Source organism: Streptomyces sp. NPDC001889 (assembly GCF_053594535.1).
Genome location: NZ_JBSFER010000006.1, coordinates 161,112 through 174,121, shown reverse-complemented (window position 1 = coordinate 174,121; position 13,010 = coordinate 161,112). Strand labels below are relative to the sequence as shown.

13 protein-coding genes are annotated in these 13,010 nt (G+C 73.3%); 2 read left to right on the top strand and 11 right to left on the bottom strand.

The genetic code is table 11. From position 1 onward, the window contains the following. Nucleotides 1-12 precede the first annotated feature (12 nt). The 8 genes from ACWCRA_RS08565 to ACWCRA_RS08530 all read right to left on the bottom strand — a co-directional run bounded on the left by ACWCRA_RS08565 (nt 13) and on the right by ACWCRA_RS08530 (nt 7,800). Nucleotides 13-1,617 (bottom strand): fused response regulator/phosphatase, encoded by a 1,605-nt coding sequence (locus ACWCRA_RS08565; RefSeq protein ID WP_351542789.1) that lies wholly within the window; start codon nt 1,615-1,617, stop codon nt 13-15. After that, nucleotides 1,614-3,068 carry a sensor histidine kinase gene (locus ACWCRA_RS08560; RefSeq protein WP_451067100.1) on the bottom strand — a complete coding sequence of 485 codons (1,455 nt, stop codon included), beginning with the start codon at nt 3,066-3,068 and terminating at the stop codon, nt 1,614-1,616. The genes ACWCRA_RS08565 and ACWCRA_RS08560 overlap by 4 nt, the downstream gene beginning before the upstream one ends. Nucleotide 3,069: 1 nt before the next feature. Next, nucleotides 3,070-4,137, bottom strand: a complete 1,068-nt coding sequence (locus ACWCRA_RS08555; protein ID WP_351542783.1) for an ATP-binding SpoIIE family protein phosphatase — start codon at nt 4,135-4,137, stop codon at nt 3,070-3,072. Continuing rightward, a complete protein-coding gene (locus ACWCRA_RS08550; RefSeq protein WP_351542780.1) occupies nt 4,125-4,547 on the bottom strand; it encodes an ATP-binding protein in 423 nt (140 codons plus the stop codon). The genes ACWCRA_RS08555 and ACWCRA_RS08550 overlap by 13 nt, the downstream gene beginning before the upstream one ends. Continuing rightward, a complete protein-coding gene (locus ACWCRA_RS08545) occupies nt 4,544-4,912 on the bottom strand; it encodes an STAS domain-containing protein (protein WP_351542777.1) in 369 nt (122 codons plus the stop codon). Before ACWCRA_RS08545 ends, ACWCRA_RS08550 begins: the two co-directional genes overlap by 4 nt. Further along, nucleotides 4,909-5,763: an STAS domain-containing protein gene (locus ACWCRA_RS08540; RefSeq protein WP_351542774.1), complete on the bottom strand. Its 855-nt coding sequence runs from the start codon at nt 5,761-5,763 to the stop codon at nt 4,909-4,911. The genes ACWCRA_RS08545 and ACWCRA_RS08540 overlap by 4 nt, the downstream gene beginning before the upstream one ends. 446 nt (nt 5,764-6,209) lie before the next feature. Beyond that, on the bottom strand, nt 6,210-7,481 hold the full coding sequence (locus ACWCRA_RS08535) for a hypothetical protein (protein WP_351542771.1): 1,272 nt from the start codon (nt 7,479-7,481) through the stop codon (nt 6,210-6,212). Nucleotides 7,482-7,491: 10 nt separating this feature from the next. Beyond that, nucleotides 7,492-7,800, bottom strand: coding sequence for a chaplin family protein (locus ACWCRA_RS08530; protein ID WP_351542768.1), 309 nt, complete (start codon nt 7,798-7,800; stop codon nt 7,492-7,494). Between the two features lie 373 nt (nt 7,801-8,173). Between ACWCRA_RS08530 and ACWCRA_RS08525 the strand changes: the two genes are divergently transcribed. Continuing rightward, nucleotides 8,174-8,956 carry a TSUP family transporter gene (locus tag ACWCRA_RS08525; protein WP_451067099.1) on the top strand — a complete coding sequence of 261 codons (783 nt, stop codon included), beginning with the start codon at nt 8,174-8,176 and terminating at the stop codon, nt 8,954-8,956. A gap of 97 nt (nt 8,957-9,053) precedes the next feature. On the opposite strand, the gene ACWCRA_RS08520 is transcribed toward ACWCRA_RS08525, so the two are convergent. Continuing rightward, complete coding sequence (locus tag ACWCRA_RS08520; RefSeq protein WP_351542762.1) at nt 9,054-9,950, bottom strand: RNA polymerase sigma factor SigF; 897 nt, start codon at nt 9,948-9,950, stop codon at nt 9,054-9,056. 94 nt (nt 9,951-10,044) lie between these two features. Further along, entirely contained in the window at nt 10,045-11,139 is a 1,095-nt protein-coding gene (locus ACWCRA_RS08515) for a methyltransferase (protein ID WP_451067098.1), read from the bottom strand. A 169-nt stretch (nt 11,140-11,308) separates the two neighbouring features. Between ACWCRA_RS08515 and ACWCRA_RS08510 the strand changes: the two genes are divergently transcribed. Beyond that, nucleotides 11,309-11,887 (top strand): tellurite resistance TerB family protein, encoded by a 579-nt coding sequence (locus ACWCRA_RS08510; protein ID WP_451067147.1) that lies wholly within the window; start codon nt 11,309-11,311, stop codon nt 11,885-11,887. Between the two features lie 233 nt (nt 11,888-12,120). Here ACWCRA_RS08510 and ACWCRA_RS08505 read toward each other — a convergent pair whose 3' ends face one another. Further along, entirely contained in the window at nt 12,121-12,771 is a 651-nt protein-coding gene (locus tag ACWCRA_RS08505; protein WP_451067097.1) for a GNAT family N-acetyltransferase, read from the bottom strand. Between the last annotated feature and the right edge of the window lie 239 nt (nt 12,772-13,010).

Here is a 13,010-nt window from a genome sequence, read left to right as displayed (position 1 = left end):
CCCGTCCGCGCCCTACTCCAGCCGGAGGGCGAGGAGGGCGATGTCGTCGTCCTTCTCCGTGCCGAAGGCCTGGAGCAGCATGTCGCTCAGCGCCTCCGGATCGGCCGGCCCCGACGCCACCGCCTCCAGGAAATCGCCCAGGCTGTCGTCGAGGTTGCGGCTGCGCTCCTCCACCAGTCCGTCGGTCACCAGGACCAGCCGGGTCCCGGGGGCGGTGTGATGGACCGTCGGCTCCGGGTGGGGGAGACCGAGCCCCAGCAGCGGGCCGTGCTCATGGAGGAACCGCGCCCGCCCGTCCGGCTCCACGAGCAGCGGGGGGATATGGCCGGCGTTGGAGAGACGGACGCGGCGTCCGCCCGGTTCGACGAGGATCAGACAGAGGGTGACCGTGACCCCCGGGCGCGAATGCGCCAGCAGGATCTCCAGCCGGTCCTGGATGTGATGCGGGGGATGGCCCTCCAGGGCGTACGCGCGGAGGGCGTGCCGGATCTCGCCCATCACCGTGGCGGCGGCCAGCGAGTGACCGGCCACGTCGCCGATGGCCACCAGCAGCCCGTCGGCGGTCTCCAGCGCCTCGTAGAAGTCGCCGCCGATCTCGGCCTGGGCACCGGCGGGCACATAGCGGAAGGCCATCTCGACCCCCGCCACCGTGGGGAGCCGGTCCGGCAGAAAGGTCTTCTGGAGGGTGAGCGCCAGGGAGTGCTCCTCCGCGAGGCTGCGCAGCGACTCCAGCGCCAGCGCGCCCGCGACCGCCAGGTGCTGGAAGAGCTCCCGGTCGTCGGGGCCGGACAGGGCCTCGGCCGGGACCGCGAAACAGAGCGCCGGGCGGCCCCGCTGCGTCCGCGCCACCAGCAGCGAGACATCCCCCTTCAGATGGTCGGACGGCACCAGCGTCCGCCACAGGGGCTGGGGAATGTCCGCGATCTCGGCGCCGGTGCCCGAGCCGAGCGCCTGGCCCGAGACCCGGCTCAGCACACCGGGGTGGGTGGGCAGCAACCGGGCGGGCTTCCCGGGGCCCGCGGCCATGCTGTGCACCACCTGTCCCTGCGGGGTCAGGAAGACCGCCGTCGCGGGACAGGAGAGCAGGGTCGCCGCACCGCCGGTCGCGGCGGCGGCGAAGGAGTGGAAACCGACCGCCCGGTACACGTCCAGGGTCGTCTGGTTCAGCGTCCGCAGCCGGACGGCCAGCCGCTCCGCGCGCTGCCGGGCCCGGGTGTACCGGAGGGTGGCGATCAGCGTGGCCAGCAGCTCGTCGCGGTCGATGGGCTGATTGAGATAGGCGTCCGCCCCGCCCTGGAGTCCCCGGGCGTGATCGTCGGCGCCCAGCATGACCGCCGACACATGGATCACCGGCACACCCGCCGTGCGGGGGTCCGCCTTGATCGCCGCGCAGAGCTGGAAACCGCTCATGTCCGGCAGATTGATGTCGATGATCGCGGCCTCCGGGAGCGGTGCCCCCGGCAGCTCCAGCAGTTCGAGCCCCGCCGTCCCGTCGGCGGCCTCCAGGACGGTGTGGCCGGCGCGCCGGAGCCAGCTGCCGAGCACATAGCGGGTCGTCGCGTCGTCGTCGACCACCAGGACCGTGGCCGGCGCGTCGTCATCCGGAAGTGGGTTCACGGGCCGCTCTCCAGCCGGGGCTCCGAGCCGTGGGGGACGGGGCGGCAGACCCGGACACCCGCCCCCGGCGGTGTGTCCAGGGGGCCGGTGTCCGGGCCGGACGCGAGATACGGCAGCCGCACCTCGACCCGGGTGCCCTGGCCCTCCGCGCTGGTCAGATCGAGCGTGCCACCGAGCAGCTCGGTCAGCCTACGGGCGTAGGGCAGACCGAGCCCGGTGCCCGGGCGGCCCCGCTGATGGGCCCCCGGCACCTGGTAGAACTCCTCGAACACCCGCCGCTGCTCCGACTGCGGGATGCCGATCCCGCTGTCGGTGACGGTGAAGGCGAGCCGGCACCCGTCCGGCTCCTCGACCGTGCCGACCGTCAGACTCACCTCGCCCTCCTCCGTGAACTTCAGCGCGTTCGAGAGCAGATTGCGCAGAATCCGGGTCAGCAGCACCTCGTCCGCCTGAACCTCGGGGAAGGTCTCCAGATCGGGCAGTTTCACCACCACATGGCTCGTGCGCACCATGCTGCGCAGCACCCCGCCGAGCTGACCGACCAGCGTGTGGAGATCCACCGCTTCCAGCCGGACCTCCAGCTGCCCGGACTCCGCCTTGGCGACGTCCAGCAGATCGTTGACGAGCGAGAGGAGCGTCTGTCCCGAGGACGAGATCAGCGAGAGCTGCCGGTGCTGCTCCTCGTCGAGCCCGTTCGACTCGGGCTCCAGCAGCAGCCGGGAGAGCGCGACCACCGCGTTGACCGGCGTCCGCAGCTCATGGCTGACATGGGTCCAGAACCGCGTCTTGGCCTCACTCGCCTCCCGCAGCTGCCGGGACTTGTCCTCCAGCTCGGTGTGGAGGGCGACCACACCGCTGTTGGTGGTCTCCAGCTCCTGCGACAGCTCGGTGTAGAGAGCGAGGACACCCCGGTTGGTCTCCTCCAGCTCCTCGTTGAGCCGGCGCAGCTCCTCCCGCTGGGCGCGGGTCTCCTCCAGGGTGGCGATCAGGTCGCGGGTCTGCGCGCGCAGGTCCTCGGCCATGGTGGCCGGAGCCGTGCGCCGCAGCGCCTCCCGCAGAGCCCGCCGGCCGTCGGCGGCGGCCACGCCCGCCGGCACCGGCTGCTCCAGCACGAGCCGGCTGTACGGCACACCGGCCTCATGGCGGACCCGGTGCACCAGCCGGGTCGCCAGCTCCAGGGCGGCGGGCGCGGGCTCCGCGCCCGCCGCCCACTGGAACGTCACCACCAGGGCGGGCCCGCCCTCCTCCTGGAGCCCGAACGCGGCGGTCAGCTCGCCGGCGCCCAGCCTGTCCCGGCCCAGCTCGCTGAGCGCGGTGGCCAGCCGGACCTGGTCCTGCCGCTCCATCCGCAGCGATTCGGCCGCCTCCTGACCGCTGCGTCTCAGCGAGAAGACGTCCTGGACGGAGGTGATGGGCACCGTCAGGAGGTGCCGGGGGTCATCGGTCCTCACCTCACCATGCTCCCTTGACGACGACGATGCCCGCGTCGTCACGTCGTACGGCCGCCTCCCGCAGCAGCTGGGCCGCTATCACCGTCGGACCCCGGTGGAGCAGACCCGGCATCGCGTCCATGCTCCAGCGCTCGGTCAGCCCGTCGGTGTGGAGCACCAGCGCGCCGCCCGGGTCCAGCGGCTGTTCGAAGGTGCGGAAGGTACGGATCTGGTGCCCGACGATGCCCGGCGCGGACAGCAGACTCCGCCGGGCGCCGGAGCCGACGACGAAGGCGCTGACATTGCCGACCCCGCAGAGCAGCACGCGTTTCCGCCCGGGTTCCACCCGGGCGACGGCGACCGCGCCGCCGCGGGTGCCGCGCAGCGCGCCATGGACCTCGCGCATGATCATTTCGGGATCGCGCGCGGTGGTGCGGCGGAAGGTGCCGATGGCGGCCTCGCTGGAGCGCGCGGCGAGCGGTCCGTGGCCGAGACCGTCGCAGAGGATCGCGAGCAGCGCCGGACCGGTGTCCGGGTCCCGGGCGCCGTCGTCGATCCGTACCGCCCAGGCGTCGCCGCAGGCCGTCTCCCCGCTGATGGGGCGGGTGAGACCCGCCGCCACGGGGTCCGGCCGGACCGGGGTGAGCACATCCCGGCCGGCACGGGGCCAGAACTGGGCGACCATGACCGTGCCCCTGCCCGGAGTCGAGTGGAGATCGAAGACATCCGCGAGCCGGGCCACCGCCCCCAGGCCGATGCCGAGCGTGCCCGCGCTGGAGACCCCGTCGGAGAGGGCCGTCGACACATCGGCCATCCCGGGACCGGCGTCCACCGTGATGAACTCCACCGCCGCGCTGGTGTCCGTGCGCAGCACCCGCAGCAGGAGCCCGCCGTCGACGGCGTGCCGCTGGAGATTCGTCGCCGCCTCGGTGACCGCCAGGGCGACCTCGGAGGCGCGATGGGCGCTGAGGCCGATACGGCGGGCCAGGGCGGCGGCGGCACCGCGAGCGGCGGCGGGGAGCGCGGGATCGTCCCGGAACCAGGCGATGTCCTCGCACTCCAGGACGGTCGGCGCGCTCACCGTGCCCACTTGACCAGGGTCACGGTCGTGCCCCGCCCCACCTCGGTGTCGAGCCGGAACTCGTCGACGAGACGGCGTGCGCCGCTCAGCCCGAGCCCCAGCCCGCCACCGGAGGTCCAGCCGTCCGTGAGAGCGAGATCGACGTCGGGGATGCCCGGACCGGAGTCCTCGAAGACCGCCCACGCGCCGGTCCGTCCGATGCCCCGCACCAGACCCACCCGCACGACCCCGCCACCCCCGTACACCAGGGTGTTGCGGGCCAGTTCGCTGGCGGCGGTGATGAACTTCGTCTGATCGACCAGCGAGAGCTTGCAGCGCTGCGCCAGCTCACGGGCGAGCCGTCGCACCCGCACGACATCGTCGTTCGCCGCGATCGGCATGGTCTGCGGCTCGCCTTCGGGAGCCCAGGAACTGTTCATGCCCGGCCCGCGCTGCTCCGCCCCAGCAGGGCGAGTCCCTTCTCCAGGTCGAGAGCGGTCCGTACGCCCCCGAGCGACAGACCCAGTTCCACCAGGGTGATCGCGACGGCCGGGCGCATGCCCACGACGACCGTCTCGGCGTCCAGCATGCGCGAGATGGCGGCGATGGTCGCCAGCATCCGTCCGACGAAGGAGTCGACGATCTCCACCGCCGTGATGTCGATGACCACGCCCCGGGCGGAGCGGGCGACGATCTGCTCCGCCAGGTCCTCCTGGAGGTTCAGCACGGTCTGGTCGTCCAGGTCCACCTGGATGGAGACGAGCAGGACCTCGCCGATCCGCAGGATGGGCACGCGTTCCGTCATCGGAGCGTGTCCTTGCGGGAGACCATCTCGACACCGGCCTTCTTCAGCGCGAGCTGAAGGGCGTCGGCGAGGCTCGCCTTTGTCACGATGTCGCCGAATTCGATTCCCAGCGCCACGATGGTCTGCGCAATCTGCGGGCGTATCCCGGAAACCGTGCACTCGGCGCCCATCAGCCGGGCCGCCACAATGGTCTTCAGCAGATGCTGTGCCACCTGGGTGTCCACCGCGGGAACACCGGTGATATCGATGATCGCCTGCTCGGAGCCGGTGTCCACCAGCGCCTGGAGCAGCTTCTCCATCACCACCTGGGTCCGCGCCGAGTCGAGGGTGCCGACCAGCGGCACGGCTATCACCCCGTCCCACAGCTTGACCACCGGGGTGGAGAGTTCGAGGAGCTGATCGGCCTGCGCCGCGATGATCTCCTCACGCGCGCGCGTGTACGTCTCGATGGTGAACAGGCCCAGATCGTCCAGGAGGCCGCTCAGCCGCAGATACGCCTGGACATCCGCGGCGGTCCCGTCGGTGAGGACCGGCTCCAGGACCCGCTTGAGCGCGAAGACGCTCAGCGCGGTCTCACTGGGCGTGAAGCCCTGCCGGGCCCGGTTGCGCGACAGCTCCGTGAGCAGCGCCCGCAGCTCCGACAGCTCCTCGCCCAGGGCGTCCCGGGCGCCGGCCCGCAGCGCCTCGACCAGGGCGGCGTACAGCTCGCGCAGTTCCCGGTCGAGCTCGGCCTTGCTGATCCGGCCCACCAGACCCTGGGAAACATGGGAAACCCACTGGGCAGCGTGTTCCTCCGCGCCTGCTGAGAGCAGGGTCACCAGCCTGGCCGAACTATCCTGCTTCGCGACCATGGCCACTCCTTGAGGGTCGTTTGATGCGATCATGCGATCGTGATGCGCAGCGTACGACATGGCGGACGGTCGGCCCTATTCCTCTGACCGACCGGTCACCTGTCGGGAACTGCCGCTGGATTATGCGGTGCGCTCGTCCATTTACCCCGCGGATCGGGTCACGCATTCCTGTGTCCGTGCTCACATGCGCGGGAGGTGCGCCCCCGGTCCCCGCGCGGGACGGAAAAGGGATTCCCGGCACGGAACCGCGTGGACGGAGTCCCTGGCCGTGACCCCGGCTCCGCGCACGGCGCGACGGCTCCCGGAGCCGTACCCCCCCGGACCGGAGGACGGGGGAGGGCACCGCTCCCGGGACGGCGGACCGGGCCCCGTGTCCGGGCGGGTCCGGCACCGGCGGCCTCCCGGCCGGGCACCCGGGAATCGAGCCGGCCGGCGCCCCGGGCGGGTCAGCGGGGGCGGGGCAGCACCGCCGGGCCGCGCGGGGCGAGGAGGAGGTCCTCGTACGCGTGGTGCCGGCGGGTCGTGGTGCGGTGGTGCAGCAGCCCGGCCGCGCGGGCGGGCTCACCGGCGTCGACGAGGGCGCGGGCGAGGGTGTCCTGAACGATCTCCCGCTCCACCCGCACCCCGCCGATCCGCTCCGTCCGTCCGCCCAGGCCCTCCAGCAGCTCTACCGCGGCGCGCGGCCGGCCCGCGGTGATCTCCGCCAGCGCCCGCACCACCGGGGCGAGGACATCGCGGTAGTCCGGGCGCGGGTCGCCGGCGGCCCGGCGGGCGAGGAGAAGGAGATCGTCGGTGGCGGCCTCCACGGCCAGCGCCAGCGCCAGATTGAAGGTGTGGAAGACCTCCGCCATCCCGCCCGGCGCGGCGAGCAGTTCCCGGACCCGCGCCGGGTCGCTCCGGCCCGCCGGTGTCTGCCCCGCCAGCAGCAGCCGCCAGTTGGTCGCGGCCCGCATGCCCACATCCGTGACCGCCAGCGCCGTGTCCGCCCGCCGGCGGGCGTCCGGGAAGTCACCGCAGGCGATGGAGTGCAGCGCGGCATGCCAGTTCAGATGCCGCGACTGCACCGCCTGCGGGTCGGTCGCGAGCCACCGGTCCAGGAACTGGGCGGAGTCGGAGCCGCCGCCCAGTTCGTGCTCGGCGTGTGCGAGGGCGTGCGCCGCCGTGCCCGAGCGGGGGCAGAGCCCCAGCGTGTGCACGGCCAGCTCGTACGCCTCGCGCACCCGGCCCTGCTCGGCGCGGGTCGCGGCCAGCCAGCTCATCCACGGCCAGCTGTCCGGGCCGGCCACCGCGGCCTGCTGCTCCATCAGCACCTCGCCCTGGGTGCGGTAGGCGGCCTCCTCGCAGGAGGGGAAGGCGCCCAGCAGCAGCCCCGCCTCCTCGTCGGCGGGCCACCGCGCGAAGTGCGCCACCAGATGATCGGCCGTCAGCCGGTACTGCCGGTGCGTATGGAGGAAGACCCCGTAGACCAGGCTCGCCTCCCGCTCACCCGCGCCCAGCGCGTCCCGGTGCGCGAGCGACAGCTCCTCCTTCAGCGTGGTGTCGTCCAGGCTGTCGCCGACCACCAGGGTCAGCAGCGCACGGGCCACCCCGCACCCCGGGTCCGACGCCACCCACTCCCGCAGCAGGGGCAGCGCCCGCCCGCTCAGGGCCAGCAGCTCGGTCACCGCCCGCTCCGCCACCGGCGCCTCCACCCGGCCCGCCGGGCGCCCGTCGCTCACCGCCGCCCCGTCACACGCTGGGCCGGATGATGGCGGTGCAGACGATGCCGCTGTTGCCGCAGTTGTTGCGCGGCAGACTCAGCGGCAGACCCGCCTGGTTGCCGCTCGCCGCCCCGCTGCCGGCCGCCGTGGCACCCGCCGACTGCGCGGCGCCCTGGTTGGCACAGGCGTTCCCGAAGGCCGCGTTCCCGATGCCGATGACGCTCGCGTGCGCGGCGCCCGCCGGGAGCAGCGCCGCCCCGGCCACCGCGCCCAGCACCGCCGCCCGCACACCCGCACGCCCCGCGCCGCCACCTGTGCTCCGCATGTCCAGGCCCATCGTGTTCCTCCTCGGTCGGCGCCGCCGCGCGGCACCCGTGGGACCGGCCCGGCAGAACGAACCCGGGCCGCACCTCGCCCAACGAGCGAACTCCCCTTCCGTCACCGGAACCGTGGCCGTGGAACCCGGTCCGGTCCACGGGGGAGGGCGACGGAACGGCGTCCGCGCGACCGGGGCACCCGGGCGGCCCGGCAATGGGTCGTACGAGCGGGTGGGCCCGCCGCCACGGCCTCCCGCCCGGCCCGCCAGGACGCGCCCGGCCCCGTCCGCGAAGGCGCCGGTGCCCGCCGTTCGTGAACAGCGTGTTTCCGGTCCGCCGCACCGGGGCCGGACGGGCCGATACTGGCCGGACGATTCCGGGGCGGGGGCAGCGGTGGACTGGTGGCCGGGGCTGGGCGGGCTGGCCGCCGGCCTGCTGATATCGGTGGTGACCGCACCGGTCGGGGTGTCCGGGGCGGTGTTCCTGCTCCCGGTGCAGCTGAGCGTGTTCGCCGTGCCCAACCCGGCGGTCACCCCGACGAATCTCCTCTTCAACGTCGTCGCGGGCCCCGGCGCCCTGTGGCGCCACCGGCGGACGGGCGCCCTGCGCGGTCCGCTCACCCGGCGCCTGGTCCTGGGCACCCTCCCGGGTGTGGTCGCCGGCGCGGCGATCCGGGTCTTCGCGCTTCCCGGCCCCACGGTCTTCCGGCTCCTCATCGCCGGTCTGCTGCTCCCGCTCGGCCTGTGGCTGTGCCTGCGCACGCTGCGGCCGGTACGGCACCGGCCGGCGGCCGAGCCGGCGGCGCGGACGGTCACCGGGCTCGCCGTCGCCGTGGGCGTGGTCGGCGGCATCTACGGCATCGGCGGCGGCTCCCTCCTGGGGCCCGTTCTGGTGGGCAGGGGGATGCCGGTCGCCCGTGTCGCGCCGGCCGCCCTCGCCGCCACCTTCGCCACCTCGGTCGTCGGTGCCGCCACCTTCGCCCTGCTCTCCCTCACCGGCGGCGGGGAGATCGCACCGGACTGGTGTCTGGGGCTCTCCTGCGGCCTCGGGGGACTGGTCGGCGGATACCTCGGCGCCCGCGTCCAGCCGTATCTCCCCGAGACGGCGCTGCGGCTCCTCCTCGGCGGGCTCGCCGCCGCGATCGGCGCCCTCTACGCCCTCCGGGCGCTCGGCTGAGGCAAGGGGAGCGCCCGGCGCGAGGCACGGGGAGCGCGCCATTCCGGCCGCGCGGACCGGCGCGGCCCCGCTGCCGCGCCCCACCCGCGCCCGTCCCTCAGTGCTCGGTGAGCATCCCCTCGCGGAGCCTGCCCAGGGTGCGGGTCAGGAGACGGGAGACATGCATCTGGGAGAGGTTCAGCTCGGCCCCGATGGCCGCCTGGGTCATCTCCTGGCCGAAACGCATCTCCAGGATGCGCCGTTCGCGGTCCTCCAGCTTCTCCAGCAGCGGCGCGAGCGCGCGGAAGTCCTCCACCAGCTCCATCGCCGGGTCGACATCGCCGAGCACATCGCCGTACGACCGGCCTCCCGAGGAGTGCGCGGGAGACTCGTCCGACTCGGCCGTCGGGAGGTCGAGGGAGCCGGCGGTGTAGCCGTTGGAGGCCACCATGCCCTCGATGACCTCGTCCTTGCTCAGGTCGAGGAACTCGGCCAGCTCCCCGACGGTCGCGTCGCGGTCCAGGACCGTGGCGAGTTCGTCGCGGGCCTTGGCCAGCTCGGTGCGCAGCTCCTGGAGCCGGCGCGGGACATGGACGGCCCAGGAGGAGTCGCGGAAGTACCGCTTGATCTCCCCGACGATGTAGGGGATGGCGAAGGTGGTGAACTCCACCTCACGGCTCAGGTCGAACCGGTCGATCGCCTTGATCAGGCCGATCGTCCCGACCTGGACGATGTCCTCCATCTCCCCGCTGCCGCGGTTGCGGAACCGGCCCGCGGCGAACCGCACCAGGGACAGGTTCATCTCGATCAGGGTGTTGCGGGCGTACTGGTACTCGGGTGTGCCCTCCTCCAGGATCTGGAGGCGGTCGAAGAAGACCTTGGACACGCCCTTGGCGTCCTTGGGCGCCATCCGGAGCGGCTCGGTGACTCTGGGGAGATCACCGGTCGGGGCGGGGCCCGTGGTGCGCTCGTGTGTGGCGCCTTCACGGTACGGGGCGGGTATGACGCTCGTCATCGCGGCCAGGCTCCCTTCGAGCGGAGGTGTGGATCTGCGCCTGCCCGCGCCCATGACATCCACACCTGGCGGGGGCGATTCCTCCACGGACCGCTCAGCTCGGTTGCCTGGAACCGCTCGTGCCGGGGGTCGCCTCGATGAGCCGGAAGATGTTGGGGGCCGGCAGGGGGGTGACGGCGCGCAGGGTGAAGCCGGAGGCGGCGCAGAGGGCGGCGAAGTCGTCCTCGGTGCGTTCGCGGCCGCCGACGTTGACGAGCATGTTGAGATCGCTGAGGTAGACACCGCTGTACTGGTCGGCGGGGACCGTCGGGGGCAGTACGGGCTCCACGATCAGCAGGGCGCCGTGGTCGGGGACGACCTCGCGGATGTGCCGCAGGATCGTGGCGCACTGCTCGTCGTTCCAGTCGTGGATGATGCTCTTGAGGAGATAGAGGTCTCCGCCGTCCGGGGCGGAGGCGAAGAAGTCGCCGGTCCGGAGGGTGACGCGTTCGGTGAGCCCTTCGGCGGCGAAGCGCCCGGCCGCCTGGGCCAGCCCCTCGGCCGTGTCGTAGAGGATGCCGCGCAGACCGGGGTGGGCCCGGAGAATGCCGCTCAGCAGCGTCCCGTCCCCGCCGCCGATGTCCACGACGGTGGTGAAGCGCCCGAAGTCGAAGTGGTGCGGGGCGGCTTCGGCGGTGGACCGCGTGGCCTGGCTCATCGCCGCGTTGAAGACGGCGGAGAGCTCCGGGTGCTCCTTGAGATGGCCGAAGAAGTCCGTTCCGAAGACGGTGCGGAACGTGGTCTCGCCGGTACGGATTCCCTCGCCCAGCAGCTCCCACGCGCGGACCATCATGGGCTCGGTGAACATCGAGGCCATGGCGAGCATGGAGCCGGGGCTGTCGGAGCGCAGCAGATCGCCCGCCCCGGTCGTGCGGAAGACCCCGGGCGCGGGCTCGGCGAGCAACTGGAGTCCGGCCAGGGCGCGGAGCAGGCGCAGGGTGGCCCGCGGGTGGGTGGAGAGGGTGCGGGCGAGGCCGTCGGCGGTGACGTCGCCCGCGCCGATCCGGTCGAAGACCTCCAGCCGGGTCGCCACTCCCAGGACCTCGGAGGCCATCCGGCCGAAGACGAGCCGGCCCACGACGGCCTGGGGCGGCGGGCCCGCCGCGGGGGATTCCGCGCCGTCCGCCGGTCCGTGCTGATCCTCGGCCATCGCGTGCCTCCTGGCATATTGGGTAACCCAGACCTTAGGGGTACGTGTTCGGCGCGTCCCGTTCCGGCGGGCCCGGAACTCCACGAGGAGCCCGGGCGTTCCCCAGGCGGGCGCGACCCAGCGTGTTGTGCCGAGGGAACAAGAGATAGTCGAGGTGGTACCAGTGCCGATGTGGGACCGGATCAAGGATCAGGCCAAGGCCCTCCAGCAGCAGGGCCAGGGGGCGGGCGGCTCGTCCGGGCACGCGCGGCCCGGTACGGGAGGGGCCGTGCGCCCCGGCTCGGGCCAGGGCTCCGGCTCCGGAGGGTCCAAGGCGCAGTTGGTCGGGATGCTGAAGGGTCAGCTCGACTCGCTCAAGACCGAGCTGAAGAGCGGGGCGTACCGCGATGCCAGCATGGCCACCTGCGCTCTGGTGGCGGCGGCCGACGGGCATGTCGACCCCACCGAGCGGCAGAATGTCGAATCCCTGATCCTCTCGAACAATGTGCTCCAGAACTTCCCGGCCGACCAGCTGCGGAGCCGGTTCAACAAGCATGTCGACGTGCTGATGACGGACTTCGCCCGGGGCAGGGCCGAGGCGCTCCAGGAGGTGGCCAAGGCGGCGAAGAAGCCCGCCGAGGCGCGTGCCGTCGTCCAGACCGGGATCGTGGTGGCCGGCGCCGACGGCTACATCCAGCCCGCCGAGGAGCAGATCCTGCGCGAGGTGTGTGCGGCTCTGGGGCTGTCCCCGGCGGAGTTCGGGATCTGAGACATCCGGGCCCGCCGCGGATGTCCGCCCCGGGACCCGCCGGCGCGAGCCGGTGCGGCGGGCCCCGGGGCGGGGCGGCGGGTTACCGCGAGGAGCGGGAGAGGCGGGCACATGAGAGGGACCGGTTCCCATGTGCCCGCCCCGTCTGGGGAGTTTCTCTCGGGTCGGGCCGGATCGGTGAGCGAGGCCCGGTGCCGGGCCTCGCGAGCCCGGCACGATCCGGAAGAGACGACCTAGGGGGCCACCGGTCTCCCGGCGGCGCTCTGTTCGAACCGCTCCCGCGGGCAGACACAGAGGTAGGCGTCCTTGCCCGGCTTCTCGATGGCCCGGACGACGGTGAACCCGGCGTACTCGAAGATCCTGCGGGCGGCGGTGTTGCGGACATCCGGCTCGACCACCACCCGGCGGGTCCCCGGGTCGGCGAACAGCTCCGTCATCGCCCTGGTGATCGCCGCACGGGTGAAGCCGTGCACCGGGGTGTCGGTGGGAGCGACCAGGAAGTGCAGCCCCACATCCCCCGGTTCGGCCGGGTAGAGCCCGGCCAGATCCACGTACCGGGGGTTGTACCGCTCCATCAGGAAGGCGGGCTCTCCGCCGGCCAGGCCGATGAAGGCGTCGTAGTGCTCATGGGCCGCCTTCATCAGATACTCCCGCTCGACGTCCTCGACCCGGGCGTCCTGCATCATCCAGTACACGGCCTTGGGGTGGGTGACCCACCCGTGGACCAGTCCGGCGTCGGCGAGGGGGTCGAGCGGCCGGACGGTGAGGCCGGCCGCCCGACGGGGACCCGGGCCGCCCGGGTCCCCCTTCGGGGGGCGGACACGGCTCGTACGGCCGGTGCGGCGCCCGCGGTCGGTGCGGTTCGCGCTGTCCGCGCGGCTCACGCGGCGGCTCCCCGGACGGCACGGGGTGCCGCTCTCGTCCGGGGGCGCCCCCCGCCCCCCGTCCCGCCTTCGGTGCCCATGGCCCGGTCTCCGCCCGGGATCACCCGCAGGGCGGCGGAGCGCAGCCGTCTCGCCGCCCCGGCACCGCCGGTGGCCGGGATTCCGGGGCGGGGGCCGGTGTCCGTGGACAGGACCACGGCCGGCTCCGCTCCTTCCGTTCGCGAGGGGCGGCCGGCCGT

Bases quoted from the DNA above. Each gene is read 5' to 3' on its own strand.
- ACWCRA_RS08550 (WP_351542780.1), bottom strand. From the start codon at position 4,547: ATGAACAGTTCCTGGGCTCCCGAAGGCGAGCCGCAGACCATGCCGATC.
- ACWCRA_RS08545 (WP_351542777.1), bottom strand. From the start codon at position 4,912: ATGACGGAACGCGTGCCCATCCTGCGGATCGGCGAGGTCCTGCTCGTC.
- ACWCRA_RS08540 (WP_351542774.1), bottom strand. From the start codon at position 5,763: ATGGTCGCGAAGCAGGATAGTTCGGCCAGGCTGGTGACCCTGCTCTCA.
- ACWCRA_RS08530 (WP_351542768.1), bottom strand. From the start codon at position 7,800: ATGGGCCTGGACATGCGGAGCACAGGTGGCGGCGCGGGGCGTGCGGGT.
- ACWCRA_RS08520 (WP_351542762.1), bottom strand. From the start codon at position 9,950: ATGACGAGCGTCATACCCGCCCCGTACCGTGAAGGCGCCACACACGAG.
- ACWCRA_RS08515 (WP_451067098.1), bottom strand. From the start codon at position 11,139: ATGGCCGAGGATCAGCACGGACCGGCGGACGGCGCGGAATCCCCCGCG.
- ACWCRA_RS08510 (WP_451067147.1), top strand. From the start codon at position 11,309: ATGTGGGACCGGATCAAGGATCAGGCCAAGGCCCTCCAGCAGCAGGGC.